Source organism: Streptomyces sp. NBC_00572 (genome assembly GCF_026341815.1).
Taxonomy (GTDB): domain Bacteria; phylum Actinomycetota; class Actinomycetes; order Streptomycetales; family Streptomycetaceae; genus Streptomyces.
Window position 1 is genome coordinate 4,998,860 of the sequence record NZ_JAPENX010000001.1, and the last position, 18,542, is coordinate 5,017,401.

An 18,542-nucleotide genomic window follows, 5' to 3' on the forward strand; every position below is an offset into this window, starting at 1 on the left:
TCACGACTGGAACCATTGTAAGGAGTGCCCAAGTTCTCTAGGTGAAAGTGCCACGGCAAGGTCACCAGCCGAGTTCCATCTGGACGGGGATACCGCTGGTGATCTCGTTCTGACCAGCCGGTGCGATCTCCACCGGTACGCCGAGCTGGATGGCGACGGGCGTGTACAGGTCGGTGGAGATTTCCGGGGTCTGCAGGGACACAAGGAGGGCGTAGCTGACGGGCAGGCCGATTCGGTCCTTGCGCTTGTTTGCCTTCCACCAGCCGCCGACGGGGTAAACCGCGAGCATGCCGCAGTCGGCGAGTTCGGCGGCGGAACCGCGCCAGATGTCCGCGTGCAGGGAGCCGAGGTTGCGGGATCGGGGGCCGACCAGCCAGCGGCTGTCGGACTCGAATGCTTTGGGGTTGCCGGTTCCGTCGGTTTCTTGTTCGGCCTGTTCGGCCAGGCGACTTTGGAAGGCGTCGGCGGATTCGGTGGGGCCTTTGATGGCGAAGCGCAGACCGTGCGAGGCGTAGCTGTAGCGACCGACCATGCCGCGCCGGCCGGGGTTGGGTTCGACCATGTAGGCGAGCGTCACGCGCAGGTCGACTGTGGTCTCCGCCAGGTCGCGCAGCTGCTCCAGCGGCCAGGGCAGTTCGTGCAGTTTCAGTTCGGCCAGCCGGACCTGTCCGTTCTTGCCCTGCTTCAGCGGGACCAGGGTGTTCTGGATGATCATTGTAACGGCGTTGGAAGCGCTGCTTCGGATGCGTTCGGCGGTGGGGACTCCCCAGCCGTACCGGCGGATCACCTGTCGCATGAGCTCGCCCTTGTTGAGTTTGGGGGCGCCAGTCTTCTTGAACAGGCCAGGCTCGACCATGACCGGAGTCCACTGGGCCTCGTGGACGAGCAGGGCTCGGACCGTCTCCGCCCGCAGTCCGGGGTATGTGGTCATCGCGGTGGCGGCGAGGGCTGCTGCCTGGGCGGTCGCGGCGCTCGTGGCGTTGGCCCAAGCCAGCTGGTGCGCGGCGTCGTGGTGGGTGGTCGGCACGCTCAACAGCTCGTGCGGGTCCAGGAAACTGTCATCCGGGGCAACGAGCAGATTGCCGCCCTCCAAGACGATGTCGGGCTTAGTGATGGCCGCGTTGGTCAGGGCCACCGAAGTCCGGCTGAACGGGGACAGGCCGCCCGAAGCGGCCAAGGGCCGGTAACCCTGGAACAGGGGGGCGGCGGGGACGGTGTCCAGATGGGTGCAAGCGCCGACGGTCAGCACATTGTGTGCCTGGGCGGGTTCCTCGATCCGGGACAGGTCGCATAGCAGCAAGGGGTCGAGTCGGCCGTTGTCGTCACGCATCTGGTGAGGGAGGTGCCCGCGGACGTTGCCGGCGCTGACGATGATCAGCCGCGACGCCTGCGGGTCCGGTGCGCCGATGAGGTCGATACGGTCCTCGCGTACAGCCACACTTGTTCCGGCTGCCAAAGCGTCCAGGGTGGCCGACCACAGGGTCGCTGTGCAGTCGACACCGTTCTCGCCGTCTCGGGACCACCGGGTGACGGCCATGGAGAAGACCCGGGCGGATGGTGTGGGACCGCCGTTGCCGATCTCAGCGGTGGCCACCGCGTTCGCGGTCGTCTCGGCCAAGGTCCGCGGGGACTCGACCGGCGCAAGACCGTCGTCGAGGATCTTCACGGACTCAAGCCCGTGGCCGAGAACCACGGGGCCCTGTGCTTCCAGGGCGGAGGTGAGATCGCCGAACAGAGCGAGACCGGCCATCTGTGTGCCGTGTCCGTTCCGATCGGCCGGGACCCTGCCGGGCAGCACACTGTAGGCGCGCTCGTGCAGTGCCGGCTTTAGCAGCGGATGCTCCTGCGCTATCCCCGTGTCCAGGACGCACACCGTGGGTGCGTGCGGGGCGGCTGGCTTGACGCGCTGGGCGAGGTCCTCAACGAGGTTCACCCGGAAGGAGCGGTCGACGGCGTAGAGGCCCTCGGCGAACGTCGGTGCGCGGATCTCGACAGGGCAGGCGTTCGTGCCCAGCAGGACCGCGAGGTCGTTGCCGGTCGCCAAGACGTGTGCTACGAGGCGTTCGCCCACATGGATCGCCCGGTCGCTCATCCGCCACTGCCGCGCCTCGGCCAGGGCACGCAGAGTGGCGACCGGGTCCGTCGGTGAGATCCGCGGGTCGAACCACAGTTCCCACCACCGCTCGTCGTCCAGCGGCGGCAGCTCGTGCCGCTCCTGCCAGAGGTGTTCCAGTAGCGCTCGCTGGATCTGCTCCATGTTGGCCACGAGCGCGGCCTGCTGAGGATTGCCGTCGTCGGTGTCCTGGGTGAAGGCGGCGATCCGCTGCGTGAATGAGGTGACCTTGTCGAACGGGATCCACACCAGCGCGTCTTGCTGACGGTCGTCGGTCTGCGGATGGCTGCTCATTAGGGTCAGACCGGAGCCGTCCAGACGTTCCAGCTGTAGCGGATGGTCACGCGCTGCCTCGATCCGTACCGCGAAACCGTCGGGACGGAACCCGTCGGGTGCCTCTTGCGCGAGCCGGGTCGATTCCCGCTCGGCCGTTCCCAGACCGTCGACCAGCGTGGCTGCGTGCCTGCTGCGGTCCTCACGACGGACAAGCTTCGAACCGCCTCCACCGGAGGGCTCGGAACGCGGTGTCAGGGTGGCGGCCTGCCAGGGCACCATCAGGTGTGGCGTGGAACGTGTGGCGAAAGAGGGCTCAGGCATGGTGTGAGGCGTGCCGTTCGCTCAGCGCTTCCAGCAGCAGCTGCTCGTCCACCACGTCAAGGTCGGCGAGGATGGCCCGCTTGGCCGCAGCCTCCGCCGCCTTGACCAGCTCGGCATGGCTCAAACCGGATGCACTGTCTGTCACAGCACTCCACCGTAGTGTGCTCGTATCCATTCCGGCTAGGCGTCGGCGCATCACCTGAACCGCTTGCTCGGGAGTGGGAGGGCCGTAGGTGACGACCATGTCGAAACGGCGGAACAGCGCCCGGTCCAGAAGTTGGTGGTGATTGGTGCCAGCCACCACGAGGCTCTCGGAGGGCGCCTCGTCGAGGAACAGCAGGAACGAGTTCAGGATCCTTCGGGCCTCGCCGACGTCATTACCCGCCGCCCGCTCGGCACCGAGCGCATCGAACTCGTCGAATAGATAGACCGCCCGTGTTTGGGCCACCGCGTCGAAGACCAGCCGCAGCTTTGCCGCCGTCTCGCCCATGAACCGGCTGATCAGACCGTCCAGGCGGATGGTGAACAACGGCAGCTTCAGCTCGCCGGCCAGTGCCGAAGCCGTCATGCTCTTGCCTGTGCCCGGGGGCCCCGACAGCAGGATCCGGTGTACTGGAGTGAAGCCGAAACGCTCCAGCCTGGCACGCTGGCGTTGCTCGTGCAGCACCCGGTCCAGAGACGCGAGCAGCCCGGCATCCAGAGTCATGTCGTCGAGCTGTGTGTCGGGGTACCCGGCCGTCAGCAGGCTGGAGAGCTCACCGCGGGGCTGCACCACCGGCGTCGCGGCACGCCGCTTATCGGCCTGCCCCTGTTTCTGCCGTGCGGCCTCGACCAGCTCCCGCAGGTCCACAGCGAACTTTCCCTGCCCTTGGCGGGCGGACTTCGCCGCCACCTGCAGGGCCACGCTGTAGAAGAGATCGTCATCGGCTTCGGCATGCGCGCGCACCAGGGCTTTCAGGTGCTCGGCGTTCGCTGCCATCGCCTGTCACCCTTCTGATGCCGGCTTCCTCGTACGAGAGCGTTCGGTGATTCGATACCCGGGAGCCACGAAGGCACCCGCGCCTGCATCGTACGGCCCTATCGGACCGGCCGCCGCCAGAGTGGGCATGGCTGGCGTGAGCCGCAGCAACGCCACACAGAAGGCGACCGTATCCCGCTGCCGCCGGACATGGTCGCCAAGGAAACCTTCCACAGCCGGTCTCACTACAGGCCCCGGCGTCGATGAGCCTGCCGATTCAAGCGGACACGGTACCGAGGCGGAAGAGCTGGGTCAGTGTCCGGAACTGGTGGCCCCGTAGTGATGGAGGAAGAGGGGCCTCGACGTGTGCCATGTGATCGATGTCGGCTGGGTCGACGCTTTCGTTGGGAGCGTGGGTGAGGCACTGGGGTTCTTCGACGTGGAGGATCTGTTTGGCGAGGTTGCGCAGGGGGATGGAACCGCCCTGTCCGAGGTAGGCCATGGGATCGCTGTAGACCTCAGTCATGGCCTGGTCGAGGGTGGTGTACGCGGGGCCGTCGATGCCGCGCGGGTGGCGGAGCCGCTGCTTTCGGTCTTGACGGTGACGCGCGCCCCTGGGGACGGCGGCGCGCAGGGGGCGGTGAGAGCTGCGACGGCGTCGTCGGCGTCGGTGCCGGGCGGGAGGCACGGCGAGCCACAGGCGCGGGCGGGCGGGACGGAGGCAGAGGAGCCGACGACGGGCGGGCAGTCGATGCCGAGGACGAGTGACGGCGGGCCGGGCCTACAGCTGGTCAGTGATGGTGCCGGTACCGGTGAGCCGGCGCCGTCAAGGACGCTGGCGTCGGGGCGGACTGCTGCTCGTCAAAGCCGACCCCGTCCCCAGCCCTCGCAGTCGAGGCCGTCGATGCGCATGGCGTCGATCTTGGGGGCCCGCGGGGTGGACAAGGCATAGATGAGGGCGGCGAGGGCGTCCAGGGCGGGGCCTCCAAACATGCCGGAGTGGATCTCGCCCTATGAGCCTCTCGACGGTGACGACGATGTTCGCCAAGCCCCGCAAGGAGGCGGTCGCGGCTCCCGTGCCGACGGCGGCGTTGCCGATGTCGCAGATCAGGAAGGCGTCGGCCTGAAAGTGCTCGGGGTGCTGGGCGCCTCTGTCTGAGTCTCTGTCTGAGGAGATCCGTCGGCGCTCTCTGGTGTGCGTCAGAGGTCGCCCGTAGCGCCCATAGCGCACGTAATGCACATTGATCTTGAGTCCGTTTTGTGGTCTACATGCTGCTGACCTGCGGTTTTCCTTGACCTGTTTTGGCTCTACATGTTTGCGATGACGCACCATATCGAGTGCGTGGCGATCCTGGAGCCGGTGAAGAAGGACGCCTGACCTGCGGTTTCACCAGTGCGCATTATGTGCGGTGTGGGCGTTACGGGCGATATCTTGACGCTGAGATGACGCTCGTTCTGATGGGTTGTCAGGTCGAGTTTGGTGCAGGTGACGGTGGGTGGAGCGCCGCCTGCACCGGGGCTCGCCCCGGCTCGGTGGGCCGGCCGGTTGGCAGCCGGTGCTCGTGGTGAGGCACGGAGTAGCCGTCGGAGAGCCCCGGCACCTGGTCAGGTCAGACTGCTCAGCGCCGCCGCCACATCGACGACGGTGCCGGCGCCGCGGGCGATCGCACCGCCACAGCCCTGCCCGGGCCGGTTCGTTCAGGAGGCGGGAACGGAGTCCTCGAAGGCCGTCCCGGTCGTGCGGTACGCGGCGACCTTCGCCGCCACTTGGGCGGGGGTGAGGACCTGGTCCTTCACGTGGAGGACGTAGTCGACCTGCTCCTCGTAGGCGCGGGGCACTGTGGAGGTCTGGCCGGCGAGGTCGATCAGCCACTGGTTGAAGTGGATCGACATGGGCCGTTCCGGCAGGTAGCGGGCGTCGTGCCGGGCGAACTCCCGGCCGTCGAGGTAGTAGACGAGCGTTGTGTCGTCGATGGTCAGGACGAGGTCGTGCCAGCCGGCGTAGCTCGTGCGGGCCTCGGTGTGCTGGTTTACCGCCTCCCAGGGGTCGGGCCGGAAGGTCTCCCAGGAGGTGGTGTAAAGGACGTTCGCCGCCTCGCCCCAGCCGCCGTTGGGGAGGTACTCGAAGTCGTACTCGGCGTAGTCGTCCGCCATCGGTGCAGTGAGGTCGTTGATGGTGAAGAAGCTCTGGACCAGGTGGTCGCCGTCCGGACCGCTGGTCGGGGTGTCCGCGAAGCGCACGCGGGCGGCGTACGTCCCGTTCTTGAACTTCCGTGCATCGGTGTGCACTTCGGTCTGCCGGGTCGACGCGCCGGTACCCGCGGTCGACGTGCGCAGCGTCATGACGGAGTTCGCGCCCTCTTTGGCGAAGGTCACGTTCTCGGGCGCCCAGGTCGCCTGGCCGACCCCGGGGCCGCCTCCGCCGGAGCGGATGGTCCAGCCGTGTGCGGCGATCGCCGGGTCGGTGTGACCGGTGTATGAGAAGTCGTCGAAGAGGACACCCTGTCCGGCCGGGGGAGTGGTCGGACCTGAAGGGGACGGGGCACTCGGCGTCGGGGTGGGCGTGTCGCCGCCCGGGACGGTGCCCCAGACCTGGACCCCGCCGATGGTGGCGGTGACCTTGGTCCAGTTCCCGTACGTGGTCTGGGCGGGCCCGAACGAGTAGTCGTCGGACTGGTCGAGCGACTGCCAGTCGGAGCGGTGGAAGCGCAGCTGTACGTCCCCGGTGCCGGCGCCCGGAGCCAGCGAGCCCGCCCCCGCCGTGAACCCCACCTCCAGGAACCGGTCCGCCTCGGCGGTGGGACTGGCCGGCGTGCCGAACGTGCCCGTCAGGTGCGTACAGCCCCTTACGGCCCAGTCGCAGGCGTAGGTGTACGAGGCGCCGGGGTCGGCCTTGAAGTAGTAGCGCAGCTTGACCTGGCTCAACGGGACGCTTGTCGTCCCGGTGTTGACCACGGTGAACCAAGGCGCCGCCTGGTCGCTGCCCGCGCTGCCGTGCCGGTACTGGACGGCGATGCTCTCGTCCGCGGCGGCGGCAGGGAGGGCGGTGAGCGCGGTGGCGCCGAGGCCGATCACGGTGGCGGCGACGAGCGCGGTGCGCATGCCGGGCTTCCGCCAGCTCGTTCCGTTGCGCATGGGGGTTCCTCTCGGAGAGGTGATGGGGGGAAGGCAGCACGGTGCCGCGGGCGAAGCCTGATGCTTCAACGCTCGTGTGGGGAACGGCTGATCACGCGCCGAGGAGAAGTTGGCATAGACCAATGGTCCGGTCAACCCCTGGAGCTGCGTCCGGATGTGGGAGTCATGGGCACGGCCTGACTGCTGGCGCCACCGGGAGGCCCTGCGGCACTCGTGCGCGATCAACTCTGCGCGAACACGGCTGTCGGGCAAGCTGGAGCCGGCCAGTCCCCTGGGCCGCGGCCTTCCTGCCCCCAGGCGCGCCGGCCCGGTTGGGGTCTGTTCACGGGAGGTGCCACGGTGACGGCAGGCCTGCCTCAGTAGCTGCCGGAGTCGCTGAACGCCCAGTCCACGCCGTATGGGGCTAGTTGGCCGGCGATTCGGCGGCGTAGGTCGGGGCCGGAGACCGGAGGCAGGGTTACCGTCGGGCGGCCGTCGGCCAGGTCGCACCGGATCTGCTCGTCGGCGTAGGCGATGCCGATGTCGGCCAGAGCGCTGGAGACCGCGCGCCGGGTGGAGTCGAGGTGCAGGGGGACCTTGGAGGGCTTGCCGATGTCGGTCAGCGGAAGCGCCGACAGGACGATGACGTCCTTAGGGGCCGCGGCTCGCTCGGGTACGTGTCGTGCGGCGAACGCGATCAGTTCGTCGGGGTCGGTGTCGGTCGTGCCGGGGGCCAGGGTGACGTAGGCGACGGGGACTTCGCCGGAGTGCGGGTCGGGGCGTCCGACGGCGCTCGCGCCGGTGACGGCCGGGTGGGCGAGGAGGGCGTCCTCGATGACGGCGGGGTCTATGTTGTGGCCGCCGCGGATGATCAGGTCCTTCGCGCGGCCGAGCAGGTGGACGAAGCCCTCGGGATCCACGCGCGCGAGGTCACCGGTGTTGAGCCAGCCGTCGCGCACGCTGCCGAGGGAGTCCATGCGCGGTCCGTCGGCGTCGTGGCCGACGACGTAGCCGGGGAAGACGGTGGGGCCGCTGATGGCGAGGATGCCGGGTTCCCCCTGCGGGAGGTCGTGCCAGTAGCCGTCGCTGTCGATCCGTACCGTCTTCACCTGCTGGTAGGGCATGCGCTGGCCCGCCGCCTCGGGGCGCTGGTGTTCGCGCAGGAAGCTTCGGGCGCTGCCGCAGGTGGCCTCGGTCAGTCCGTACCCCTGGCACAGGGGGACGCCGGTGTGGTCCTCGAACGCCACGCGTACCGCCGACGGCAGAGGGGACGCCCCGACGATCGCGAAGCGCAGCGAGGTGATGTCCGCGTCGAGCGGCACCCGGGCTAGCCCGGCGTAGACGGTCGGAACGGCGGACATGGTGGCGATCCGGAAATGCTCGACGATCCGCCAGATGACCGTGAACAACGTCGGTTCACGGTAGCCGAGGGGACCGGCCCACACACTGTGCTGACCGCGCAGCAGCGGTGCCAGCAGTGTGACGACCAGGGCGTTGACGTGGAAGAGCGGCAGCCCGGCGAAGAGTACGGAATCGGAGTCCAGTAGGCTGTTGGCCGCGATCATCCAGGCGTCGGTCACCTCGTTGGTGTGGGTGTGCGCGGCCAGCTTGGGGGCCCCGGTGGTGCCGCCGGTGTGGAAGTACGCGGCCAGGTCACCGGCTTTCGGGGGCACCACGCCGGGACGGAGTTCTGTCGGCTGGGCAGCGGCCGCGACGTGCAGGTAGGCGACCTCGATGCCGGCGACGCGTTCCAGGGCGGGCGCGGGATCGGTCGCGCCGAGGGGACGTAGGGCGAACAGCGCCGAGCAGCGGAGCGATGCCGCCACGGCGCGGGCCGTCCGCCATGCGTCGGGGTCGAGTTCGGGTCCGGCCGCGACGAGGATCCTGGCCCCGCCCAGGCCCAGAAGGCGTTCGGCGTGCTCGGCGGCGAGGGCAGGGTTGACCGGTGCCGCGATGCCCGAGAGCTGGGCGGCCAGGAGCGTGGCGGGCAGCAGGCCGGTATTGGGGGTCAGCAGGCCCACCGCGGTGGTACGGCGGACACCGTGCTGGTGGAACAGGTTCGCGATGCGGTGCACCTGGTCGCGTAGTTGACCGAAGCCCACGGTCTCGCCGCGCGTCCACTGCTCCGCGCTGGGCAGTACGGTGAGAGCCGGCCGGTCGGGCCAGAGGGTGGCGGCGCGGGCCAGAACGTCGTAGGTGGTACCGGGCAGGCCGCGGTCCTCCAGTGCGAGGGACTCGATCGTCTTCAGGTCGCCCGGCTGGTCGTACGCCGGCCAGAGCGGATCGGGTTGAGGGGCGTTCACGGGGGCTGCCTTTCGAGGGTTGACCGATGAGTGTGAGGTTGCTGCGCTGGAGCCTGACCGGGCATTCCCGCGCGGGCGGAGACGTCTGTGCCGCTCTTCCGGCGGTAACCGTCGCGTCGCCGACCGGTCTTCGGCGTCGGCCGGCAGGGAGGTCAGCAAGGGGGTGAGGCGCGCTGGTGCGGCCCAGCCGTCTCCACGGTCGTCCCGCCGAGGAATCCCCGTCGTGGTTACGACAGGTGGTCTTCGAGCTGCGCGTACGGCCAGGGGCGGAGGGTCTCCAGAGCCTTGCCGACGCGGAAGACGGAGGGGTCGTCGTAGGGGTGGCCGACGATCTGGAGGCCGGTGGGGATTCCCCAGCTCGACATGCCGGAGGGGACGTTGAGGACGGGGCAGCGGTTGTTGATGTTGAAGGGGGTGGTCATGGCGCTCCACAGGGTGTCGGCCACCTCCTTGCCGTGCACCACGACCTTGTCGCCCGCGAGGTCGTCGCCCGCGTGCCAGCCGGGGATGGCGGTGGTGGGGCAGACCAGGGCGTCGAATCCGTCCATGGCGGTGGCGAGCCCGCGTTGCAGCTGGTGTTCGGCGCGCAGGGAGTCGAGGTAGCTGACCTCGGTGCGGGCGTACGTCATGGTGTCGGCGAAGGCGACCGCGTACGGGCTGAGCAGGTCGCGGTGGGTTTCGGCGGCTTCGATGACGAGGGCGCCGAAGATGGTGGAGAAGTGGCCGGCGATCGCGGTCAGCAGGTCGAGGTGGGTCCAGGGGAGGGTGATCTCCTCCACGTGGGCTCCGGCGTCGGCGAGGGCCTGGGCGGCGGCGCGTGTGTTGGCCTCGATCTCCGGGTGGACGTCGTACTCGCCGAGGCGGACGCACAGGGCGATCCGCATGCCGGTGACGTCCTTGTACGCGGTGGGCAGGGTGAGCTTGGGGCGGATCGAGGTGTGGTCGCGGGGGTCGGGGCCGGCCAGGACGTTCTGGAAGGCGATGACGTCGTCGACCGTGCGGGCCATCGGGCCGTCGCCGCGGTAGTGGTCGGCGGTGAGCACGCCGAGCCCGGGATTGCGGCCGTAGGGGGCCTTGAAGCCGACGGTTCCGGTGAAAGCGGCCGGGATGCGGGTGGAGCCGCCTATGTCGGAGGCCGAGGCGAGCAGGGTCGTGCCGGCGGCGAGGGAGGCGCCCGCTCCGCCGGAGGAGCCGCCGGGGGTGAAGTCGGGGTTCCACGGGTTGCGGGTGACACCCCACATACGGGAGTGGGTGTAGGTGGCGAGGGAGAACTCGGGGGTGGCGGTACGGGCGTGGATGATGCCGCCCGCGTCGAGTATGCGGTCGACGACGGGGGCGTTCTCGGTGGCGACCTGGCCCTTCCTGGCGAGGGAGCCCTCGGTCAGGGTGCGGCCCAGGATGGCGTGCTTCTCCTTGGCCGCGACCGGGATGCCCTCCAGGGGGCGGGGGGTGAGACCGTTCTTGCCGAGATAGCGGTCCTCGGCGTGCCGGGCCTGCTCCAGGGCCTCGTCGAAGAGGCGCTCGGTGAAGGCGTTGATCCGCGGTTCGACTTTCTCGGTGCGATCGACGACGGCCCGCATCAGCTCAACGGGGGAGACCTCGCGCAGGGCGAAGAGCCGGATCGCTTCGGTGGCGCTGAGGTGGACGAGGTCGTCGCCGGCGGGCGGGTTGCTGGGCATGGAGGTGTCCCTCTCGGTCTTGGGCTGAGGCCGGTCGGCCGTCCGGCGGTGGTGCCTCAGCCTCGGGTACCCGTCCCACCCGCCTCGCAGATTGCACGGATCCACCAGAACCGGCGGCAGTGTGCGAGAAACCGCAGCCCGCTGGGAGGAGGGATTCAGGCGATCGGGTGCCACAGATCGATCGGGACGCAGCCGGTGCTGCGGCCGTCGTCTCCGAGCAGACGGCCCATGCGTTTGACCCATCGCAGGGTGACCGTGCGGTTCAGCACCCGCAACGAGGGGATCCGTGCGGCGGCCTGGGCCTCGTAGCGGGCGAGGTCGTCCAGGGCGTGCAGCCACGCGACGCTCAGCAGGTTGGCCTCGGAGGACACCGACGCCGCCATGCGGGTGTCCCGCAGCCGGGTCAACTCCTCACCGGCCGTCGTGAGCTGCGCGGGCGGTACGGACATCCAGAGCGTCGCCGAACTGCGCCATCCCGCGTGCAGGTGGGCGGTGTCGCAGCGCAGCACCGCTCTGCCGCCGTGGAGCAGCGAGTGCAGCAGCCGCCGTACCGTCGACTCGGGGCGGTCCGACTCGGCGGCGATCGAGGCGACGGAGCGGCGGCCGTCCTCGGCGAGGGCGAGCAGCAGGGCGCGGTCCTCGGGGCTCAGGGTCGCGGCGGCGGTGCGGGAGGCGCTGTCCTCGGTCTCCGCCAGATCGCGCCGCTGGTCGCGGGAGAGCGAGTCCATGCGCCACTCGCTTCCGTCCTGGTGCAGGTGCTGCACCAGGTGGGTGCGGGTGGCGGTCACCGCCTCGTCGCGGCCGAGAGCGAGGACGTACGCGGTCATCAACGACTTCGTCGCCGTGGCCACCGTCAGCAGCAGGTCGCACGATCCCGCCACCAGTTCCACGCTCGTCGCCTGCGGGTGACGGGCGAGCCGCCCGGCCAGGGCCTCCCGGGCCTGGGGCACGCACGACACCTCGATCAAGGCGAGAGCGCCGTACGCCACTTGGGAGGGAGCCGCGTGGCAGGTGATCCACGCCTCGCCGGAATCGCGCAGCCGGGCCCAGCGTCGTGAGAGCGTCGCCGCGTCCACTCCGAGCGGGCGGGCCAGCTGCGCCCAGGGAGCGCGGGGCGCCATCTGCAGGGCGTTGACGAGCGCGAGATCGAGTTCATCGAGTGTTCCCCGGGACGGAGTGTCGCCCCTGACCGAGCCGACGGATGCTGCGGATTCGTGCATGCGATCACCTTTCCCGTGCGGATTCTTGCAATTTCGAGGTGGGGAGGGAAGCGGCCTGTTTTGTATCCCGCATCACACCGCAGCACCGCCCTCCCACCCTCAGCCCTGGGGAGTCCTCCATGCACCGTTCGCGGTTCCTCGCCGGCACCATCACGGTCGCCGCCACATCCCTCCTGGCCTCCGCCTGCACCACCGGCTCCGCCGGCGGGCCTTCGTCGAGCGGCGACACGAGCGGGGGCACCGTCAAGGTCGGCGTCACCTCCGACGTCACCTCGTTCGACCCGGCGAAGGGCGCGAGCGCGACGGACTACGTGATGACGTCGCTGCTGTACCAGCCGCTGATCGGGCAGGACGACGGAGGCACGTTCGTCGCGGGTCTGGCCGAGACCTGGACGTCCACGCCGACGAAGACGATCCTGACCTTGAAGAAGCGCCTGACCTGCTCCGACGGCTCACCGCTGACCGCCACGCAGGTAGTGGCCTCCCTGAAGCGCTACCGGGCGACCTCGGCCGGAGCCCTGCTCGCCTTCGGCGCCGCGAACGCCGGCGAGAAGACCACGATCACGGGCGACGACGCGGCCGGGACCGTCACCGTCACCACCGCCACCCCGTGGGGTGAGGTCCTGAGCGGCCTGTCCAGCACCGGCGCCGGGATCGTCTGCGAGGCCGGTCTCGACGCGGGGGCCGCCGCGCTCGCCCAGGGCGCCGTCAAGGGCGCCGCCTCCGGCCCGTACGAGATGGCGACGGCGCGGCGCGGAGCCTCGTACGAACTGCGGCTGCGCAAGGGCTTCGACGCGTACCCGCGCTACGCCTCGATGCCCGCCGGGAAGCCGGCCGACACGCTACGGATCCAGATCGCGAAGAACGAGTCGACCCTCGCCAACCAGCTGCAGACCGGCGCCCTCGACCTGGCCCCCATCACCGGCACGGACGTCACACGGTTCACCGGCAAGACCGGGTACGTGATCAGGTCGACGCCGTTCATCCGCAACTACATCGCCTTCAACCAGCGCCCCGGGCACCCGGGCGCCGACCCCGAGATCCGCAAGGCGGTCGCACACGCCGTCAGCGCCTCCGCTTTCAACAAGGTCTTCGGCGGCGCCGGGCAGACGATGACCTCGTACGTGGACGAGAAGGCCGCCTGCGTCTCCACCGACACCACCCTGCTGACCACGACCGACCCGGCCGCGGCGAAGAAGACCCTCACAGGGGTGTCCCTCAAGCTGGAGGGAACCAACGGCGTCGCAGGCGGCGCCGGCAACTCCTACGTCGCAGAGGCCCTGCGCGCCGCCGGCGCCGAGGTGAAGCTCACCAACTCCGACAACGCCACCTGGGCCACCGACGTCACCGCGAACCAGGGCGACTGGGACGTCACCGTCTTCCCCCTGATCAGCGGCACCCTCGCGCGTGGCGGCAGCTACTTCCTGGGGCCCGAGCCGGCCAAGGGCGGCCAGAACTACGGCGCGATCACGAACACTGCGTACGCCGAGAACTACGTCGCGGCCACGTCCACCACCGATCAGGGCGCCAAGTGTGCCGCCTGGCAGAAGGCCCAGGAGGCGCTGCTCAAGGCGAACGACGTGATCCCGCTCGCCACGGTCGACGTGCACTACGTCGCCCGCAAGGGAATCTCCTTCGCGATGCCGGGCGGACTCCTGACCGTCTCCACGCTCAGGGTCACCCGCTGATGGCGGCGACACTGACCAGCAAGCCGGCAGTGGGGGCCGGGCGCGCGACGGTGCTCGGCCCCTGGGGCACCTTTCTCGTCCGGCGGCTTGTCGGGCTCGTCGCTGTCGCGGTCACGCTCGTCGTCGGCACGTTCCTGATGGTGCAGCTCATCCCCGGCGACCCGGCGCGCGTGGTCGCGGGCATCGACGCGACGCCCGCCGACGTGGAGCTGGCCCGCCACGAGCTGGGCCTGGACCGGCCCCTGTCGGCGCAGTTCGGCACGTACGCGAGCGGCCTGCTCCGCGGTGACCTGGGCACGGCCTTCCAGACGAAGGAGCCCGTTGCCGAGATCATCGGCAGCCGCCTGCCGTTCACCGCCGAGATCGCGTTCCTCTCCGTCCTGGTGGTGCTGGTGCTCGCCGTGCCGATCGGCCTCGCCGTCGCCGCACGGGGCAGCCGGCGCACCGACGGGGCGTTCACCTTCGTCACCGGCCTGGTCGGCGCCACACCCGAGTACATCATCGGCACGCTCCTCGTCCTCGGCTTCGCGATCAGACTGGGCTGGCTCCCGGCGGCGGGCGCCGAGACGGTGACGTCGATGGTGCTTCCCATCGCCGCGTTGGTCCTGCCCGGGACCTGCGTCATGGCCCGCATCGTGCGCAGCGAGGCCGCACACGTCCTCGCCCAGGACTACATGCGCACCGCGCGCGGACGCCGCCTGCCCCCGCTGCGCCTGTACGCCCGCCATGCCCTGCCCAATCTGCTGACCGCCACGCTGACCCTCGGCGGGCTGATCCTCGCCGGGTTGCTCGGCGGCACGGTCGTCGTGGAGACGGTCTTCGCCTGGCCCGGCATCGGCCAGCGGGTCGTCGAGGCGCTGCTCGTGCGCGACTACCCCGTGATCCAGGGCTGCGTCCTGGTCCTGGGGCTCCTCGCGGCTCTGCTCAACCTGCTCGTCGACGTCGCCCTCGCGCTGCTCGACCCGCGCACCCTGGCCGGAAAGGGAGGCCGCTGATGCGACGCATACGGTGGAACACGCCTCTGGTGGTGGCCCTCAGCGGCCTCGGACTGATCGCCCTCCTCGGCATCGCCGCCCCCTTCCTCTGGGAGGAGGAGGCGACCGCGCTGAGCGGAGCCGCCCGTGCGCCCGCGAGTGCCGAGCACTGGCTCGGCACCGACGCCCTCGGCCGCGACGTACTGGCCCGCACCCTGGTCGCCACCCGCCTCACCCTGGAGATGTCCCTCGCCGCGACCGCGATCGCCTCGGTGGCGGGCATCCTGCTCGGCACCGTCGTCTGGGTGTCGGGCCGTCGCGTACGCGAGCTGGGGCTGCGCCTGATCGACGTGATGATCTGCTACCCGGCGCTCCTGCTGGCGATGGTGATCGCCACGGTCCTCGGCACGGGGCCCACCGCCTCGATCCTCGCGATCGGCCTGGGCGGCGCACCCGCGTTCGCCCGTCTGACCGCGAACATGGCGGCCTCGGTCGCCCAGCGCGACTTCGTGACGCAGGCCCGCCTGATGGGCGTACCGCCCTCTCGCCTGCTCGCCCGCCACCTGCTGCCCAACATCTCCGGGCCGCTGCTCATCCTGCTCTCGGTGGCCTTCGCGAACGTGCTCGTCGCGCTGTCCGGCCTGTCCTTCCTGGGGGTCGGCGTGCAGTCGCCGGACTACGACTGGGGGTCGCTGCTCAACTCCGGCCTGGAGTCGCTCTACACCAATCCGGCCGAGGCGATCGGCCCGGTGGCGGCCATCACGCTCACCGGCGTCCTCGCGGGCTTCGTCGGCGACGGCCTCGCCACGGCACTCGACCCGCGCGGCGGTGGTGCGAAAGCCAGGACGAGGCGCCCTGCCCCGGTGTCCCCGAGCTCGCTCCGGGCACCCGCGGACGCCCTGCTGAAGGTGGACGGCCTCGTCGTCACCCTGCCCGACGGCACCCGTCTCGTCGACGGCGTCTCCTTTCACGTCGCGCCCGGCGAGATCGTCGGCCTCGTCGGAGAGTCCGGTTCCGGCAAGTCGTTGACGGCGATGAGCGTGGCCCGGCTCCTGCCGGAGGGGCTGTCCGCGCACGCGGCGGAACTGACCTTGGACGACCTCGACCTGGCAGGCCCCGAAGCCGACCCGAGGCGTCTGGCCACCGAGATCGGCATCGTGTACCAGGACCCGTCAGCCTCCTTCAACCCGGCCCTGAAGATGGGCGGTCAGCTGACCGAGACACTCCGCGTGCACCAGCGTGCAGGCAGGGCGGAGGCGTACAAGCGCGCCGTCGACGCCCTTGAGCAGGTGCGGATCGAGAACCCGGACCGGGTCGTGAAGCAGTACCCGCACGAGCTGTCCGGCGGCATGCGGCAGCGCGCGATGATCGCCGCCGCCCTCCTGCCCGGTCCACGGCTGATCGTCGCCGACGAACCGACCACCGCCCTCGACGTGACCGTCCAGGCCGACGTCCTCGACCTCCTGAAGGACATTAACCGCACGCACGGCACGAGCATGCTCTTCATCTCCCACGACATCGGCGTGATCGGCACGGTCTGCCACCGGGTCGTGGTGATGTACGCCAGCCGTGTCGTCGAGGAGCTGTCCGCGGCCGACCTGCGGACGGGCCGTGCCCGACACCCCTACACCAAGGCGCTGTTGGCGGCGAGCCCGCGCCTTCAGGACACGGACGCCGGGGAACGCGCGCTGCTCGCCACGATCCCGGGACGACCGCCGGCGCCCGCCGACCGGCCGACCGGCTGCGCGTTCGCCGACCGCTGCCCGGTGGTGCTCGACGGCCTCTGCGCGACCGAACGGCCGGACCTCACCGACGCCGTCGCCTGCCATGCCGTACACCAGGAGGTGCAGCCCATATGACCACGTCCCCCCACAAGCTGGCCGTCGATGATCTGACCGTCACTTTCGGGCACGGCAGGCGCGCCCGCGACGTACTGCACGGCGTGTCCACCGGTGTCCGGGCCGGGCAGACGCTCGGCCTGGTCGGCGAGTCCGGATCGGGCAAGTCGACGATCGCCAAGGCGATCGTCGGCATCCACCCGGTCCGGGCAGGCCGCATCACCCTCGACGGAGAAGACCTCACCGGCCTCAAGGGGAGGGAGCTCGTCGCGGTTCGCCGCCGGGTACAGCTCGTCTCCCAGGACCCGTACGCCTCGCTCAACCCGCGCATGACCATCGGCGAGGCCATCGCCGAGGCCGTCGACCCCGTGCGGGCCGATGCCAGGAAGCACGCGGCGACGGTCGAACGGTGGCTGGAGACCGTCGCGCTGGACGGCTCGGCAGCCGGCAAGTACCCGCACGAGTTCTCCGGCGGCCAGCGCCAGCGCATCGCCGTGGCCCGAGCCCTCGCCGTGGAGCCCGAAGTGGTGATCGCCGACGAGATCACCTCGGCGCTGGACGCCTCCGTGCAGGCCGAGGTCCTCAACCTCCTTGAAGAGCTGCGGCGTTCACTCTCCCTGACGATGGTCTTCATCTCCCACGACCTGGCCGTCGTCCGCCACGTCAGCGACGAGGTCGCTGTCCTGCGCCATGGAGAACTGGTGGAGCAGGGGCCGGTGCGCGACGTGTATCGCGCGCCGCGACACCCCTACACCCGCCGCCTGCTGGCGAGCGTGCCGACATTCGACGACAAGGAGACAGCAGCATGAGCGAGTCGACCGGCGTCGCCCGCCTCACTCGGGAGATCACCTCTGGCCTGAAGCCCGCCGCACTGGAGGAGTTCTACCGGGACCTGCACCGCCACCCCGAGCTCGCTTTCCAGGAGCACCGCACCGCGGCGAGGCTCGCCGCCCGTCTGCGCGCGACCGGCTACGACGTGACGGAAGGCGTCGGCCGCACCGGTGTGGTCGGTGTCCTCGCGAACGGCGACGGCCCGGTCGTCTGGCTGCGCGGCGACATGGACGCCCTGCCGGTCCACGAGGCCACCGGACTGGAGTACGCCTCCACCGTCGACGGAGTCATGCACGCCTGCGGCCACGACCTGCACGTCACCTGGCTCGCCGGCGCCGCCGAGGCGCTGGCCGCCGCCCGCGACACCTGGTCCGGCACGCTGGTCGTCATCGGGCAGCCCGCCGAGGAGTCCGGCGGCGGCGCGTCGGCCATGGTCGCCGACGGGCTGCACACCCGCTTCCCGCGCCCCGACGTGCTGCTCGGCCAGCACGTCACGCCGGGTCTCGCCGGGTTCTACCCGCACACCCCGGGCCTGACCATGTCGGCCTCCGACGACATCGACGTCGTCGTGCACGGCGTAGGCGGCCACGGCTCACGCCCCGAGTCGACGGTCGACCCGATCGTCACGGCCGCCTACATCGTCACCCGCCTGCAGACCGTGGTGTCGCGTGAGGTCGCGGCGGCGCACTCGGTGGTGCTGACGGTGGGCCAGTTCCACGCCGGTACGAAGCACAACATCATCCCCGCCGAGGCCCGGCTCTCCCTCAACCTGCGCACCCAGGACCCGCAGGTGCGCCACCGTGTCCTCGGAGCCGTCCGCCGTATCGTCGCGGGCGAGTGCCGGACCGCCGGCTGCCCGGTGCCGCCCGAGGTCACGCTCCGGCCCGGCTACCCGAACACCGTCAACGACTCCGCACTCGACGGGCAGATCGCGGCCGGGCACCGCGAACTATTCGGCGCTGAAACGGTGTTCGACTTCGGCCCGGCGATGGGCAGCGAGGACTTCTCCCTGCTGGCACCCGCCGGTGTCCCGTACGACTACTGGTACGTCACCTCGACCCCGGCCGACGTGTGGGAGGCGGCCCCCGGCACGGACCTGGCCGAGAAGATCGGCGAGGTACCGGGCAACCACAGCCCGCTGTTCGCCCCCGACCCGTCGGTACTCGTGCCGGGTGCCCGGACACTGGTGTCGGCGGCGCTGAGCCGCCTGGCGTGAGCGGACCCACG

Annotated in this window: 13 protein-coding genes; 5 read left to right on the top strand and 8 right to left on the bottom strand. The window is 70.3% G+C overall.

Annotated elements, in window-relative coordinates; genetic code table 11:
* Positions 1 to 61: 61 nt before the first annotated feature.
* The 8 genes from OG514_RS23020 to OG514_RS23055 form a co-directional block, all read right to left on the bottom strand.
* Positions 62 to 2,668 (bottom strand): S8 family peptidase, encoded by a 2,607-nt coding sequence (locus tag OG514_RS23020; RefSeq protein ID WP_266897702.1) that lies wholly within the window; start codon positions 2,666 to 2,668, stop codon positions 62 to 64.
* Between the two features lie 34 nt (positions 2,669 to 2,702).
* Positions 2,703 to 3,689 (bottom strand): AAA family ATPase, encoded by a 987-nt coding sequence (locus tag OG514_RS23025; RefSeq protein ID WP_266897704.1) that lies wholly within the window; start codon positions 3,687 to 3,689, stop codon positions 2,703 to 2,705.
* 256 nt (positions 3,690 to 3,945) lie between these two features.
* Positions 3,946 to 4,194 carry a hypothetical protein gene (locus OG514_RS23030; protein WP_266897706.1) on the bottom strand — a complete coding sequence of 83 codons (249 nt, stop codon included), beginning with the start codon at positions 4,192 to 4,194 and terminating at the stop codon, positions 3,946 to 3,948.
* Between the two features lie 335 nt (positions 4,195 to 4,529).
* Positions 4,530 to 4,661 (bottom strand): hypothetical protein, encoded by a 132-nt coding sequence (locus OG514_RS23035; protein WP_266897708.1) that lies wholly within the window; start codon positions 4,659 to 4,661, stop codon positions 4,530 to 4,532.
* Positions 4,662 to 5,366: 705 nt separating this feature from the next.
* Complete coding sequence (locus OG514_RS23040; RefSeq protein ID WP_266897710.1) at positions 5,367 to 6,803, bottom strand: cellulose binding domain-containing protein; 1,437 nt, start codon at positions 6,801 to 6,803, stop codon at positions 5,367 to 5,369.
* Between the two features lie 356 nt (positions 6,804 to 7,159).
* A complete protein-coding gene (locus tag OG514_RS23045) occupies positions 7,160 to 9,085 on the bottom strand; it encodes an acyl-CoA synthetase (RefSeq protein WP_266897712.1) in 1,926 nt (641 codons plus the stop codon).
* Positions 9,086 to 9,312: 227 nt separating this feature from the next.
* Complete coding sequence (locus tag OG514_RS23050) at positions 9,313 to 10,764, bottom strand: amidase (protein ID WP_266897714.1); 1,452 nt, start codon at positions 10,762 to 10,764, stop codon at positions 9,313 to 9,315.
* A 155-nt stretch (positions 10,765 to 10,919) separates the two neighbouring features.
* Positions 10,920 to 11,984 carry an Lrp/AsnC family transcriptional regulator gene (locus OG514_RS23055; RefSeq protein WP_266897716.1) on the bottom strand — a complete coding sequence of 355 codons (1,065 nt, stop codon included), beginning with the start codon at positions 11,982 to 11,984 and terminating at the stop codon, positions 10,920 to 10,922.
* Between the two features lie 119 nt (positions 11,985 to 12,103).
* Between OG514_RS23055 and OG514_RS23060 the strand changes: the two genes are divergently transcribed.
* The 5 genes from OG514_RS23060 to OG514_RS23080 are packed head-to-tail and all read left to right on the top strand — an operon-like array spanning position 12,104 to position 18,531.
* The gene (locus tag OG514_RS23060) at positions 12,104 to 13,672 is read left to right on the top strand and encodes an ABC transporter substrate-binding protein (protein ID WP_266897718.1); all 1,569 of its coding nucleotides are present in this window, start codon (positions 12,104 to 12,106) and stop codon (positions 13,670 to 13,672) included.
* On the top strand, positions 13,672 to 14,667 hold the full coding sequence (locus OG514_RS23065) for an ABC transporter permease (protein WP_266897720.1): 996 nt from the start codon (positions 13,672 to 13,674) through the stop codon (positions 14,665 to 14,667). The genes OG514_RS23060 and OG514_RS23065 overlap by 1 nt, the downstream gene beginning before the upstream one ends.
* A complete protein-coding gene (locus tag OG514_RS23070; RefSeq protein WP_266897722.1) occupies positions 14,667 to 16,505 on the top strand; it encodes a dipeptide/oligopeptide/nickel ABC transporter permease/ATP-binding protein in 1,839 nt (612 codons plus the stop codon). The genes OG514_RS23065 and OG514_RS23070 overlap by 1 nt, the downstream gene beginning before the upstream one ends.
* Positions 16,502 to 17,293: an ATP-binding cassette domain-containing protein gene (locus OG514_RS23075; protein ID WP_266897724.1), complete on the top strand. Its 792-nt coding sequence runs from the start codon at positions 16,502 to 16,504 to the stop codon at positions 17,291 to 17,293. Before OG514_RS23070 ends, OG514_RS23075 begins: the two co-directional genes overlap by 4 nt.
* Positions 17,290 to 18,531, top strand: coding sequence for an amidohydrolase (locus OG514_RS23080; RefSeq protein WP_266897726.1), 1,242 nt, complete (start codon positions 17,290 to 17,292; stop codon positions 18,529 to 18,531). Before OG514_RS23075 ends, OG514_RS23080 begins: the two co-directional genes overlap by 4 nt.
* Positions 18,532 to 18,542 lie beyond the last annotated feature (11 nt).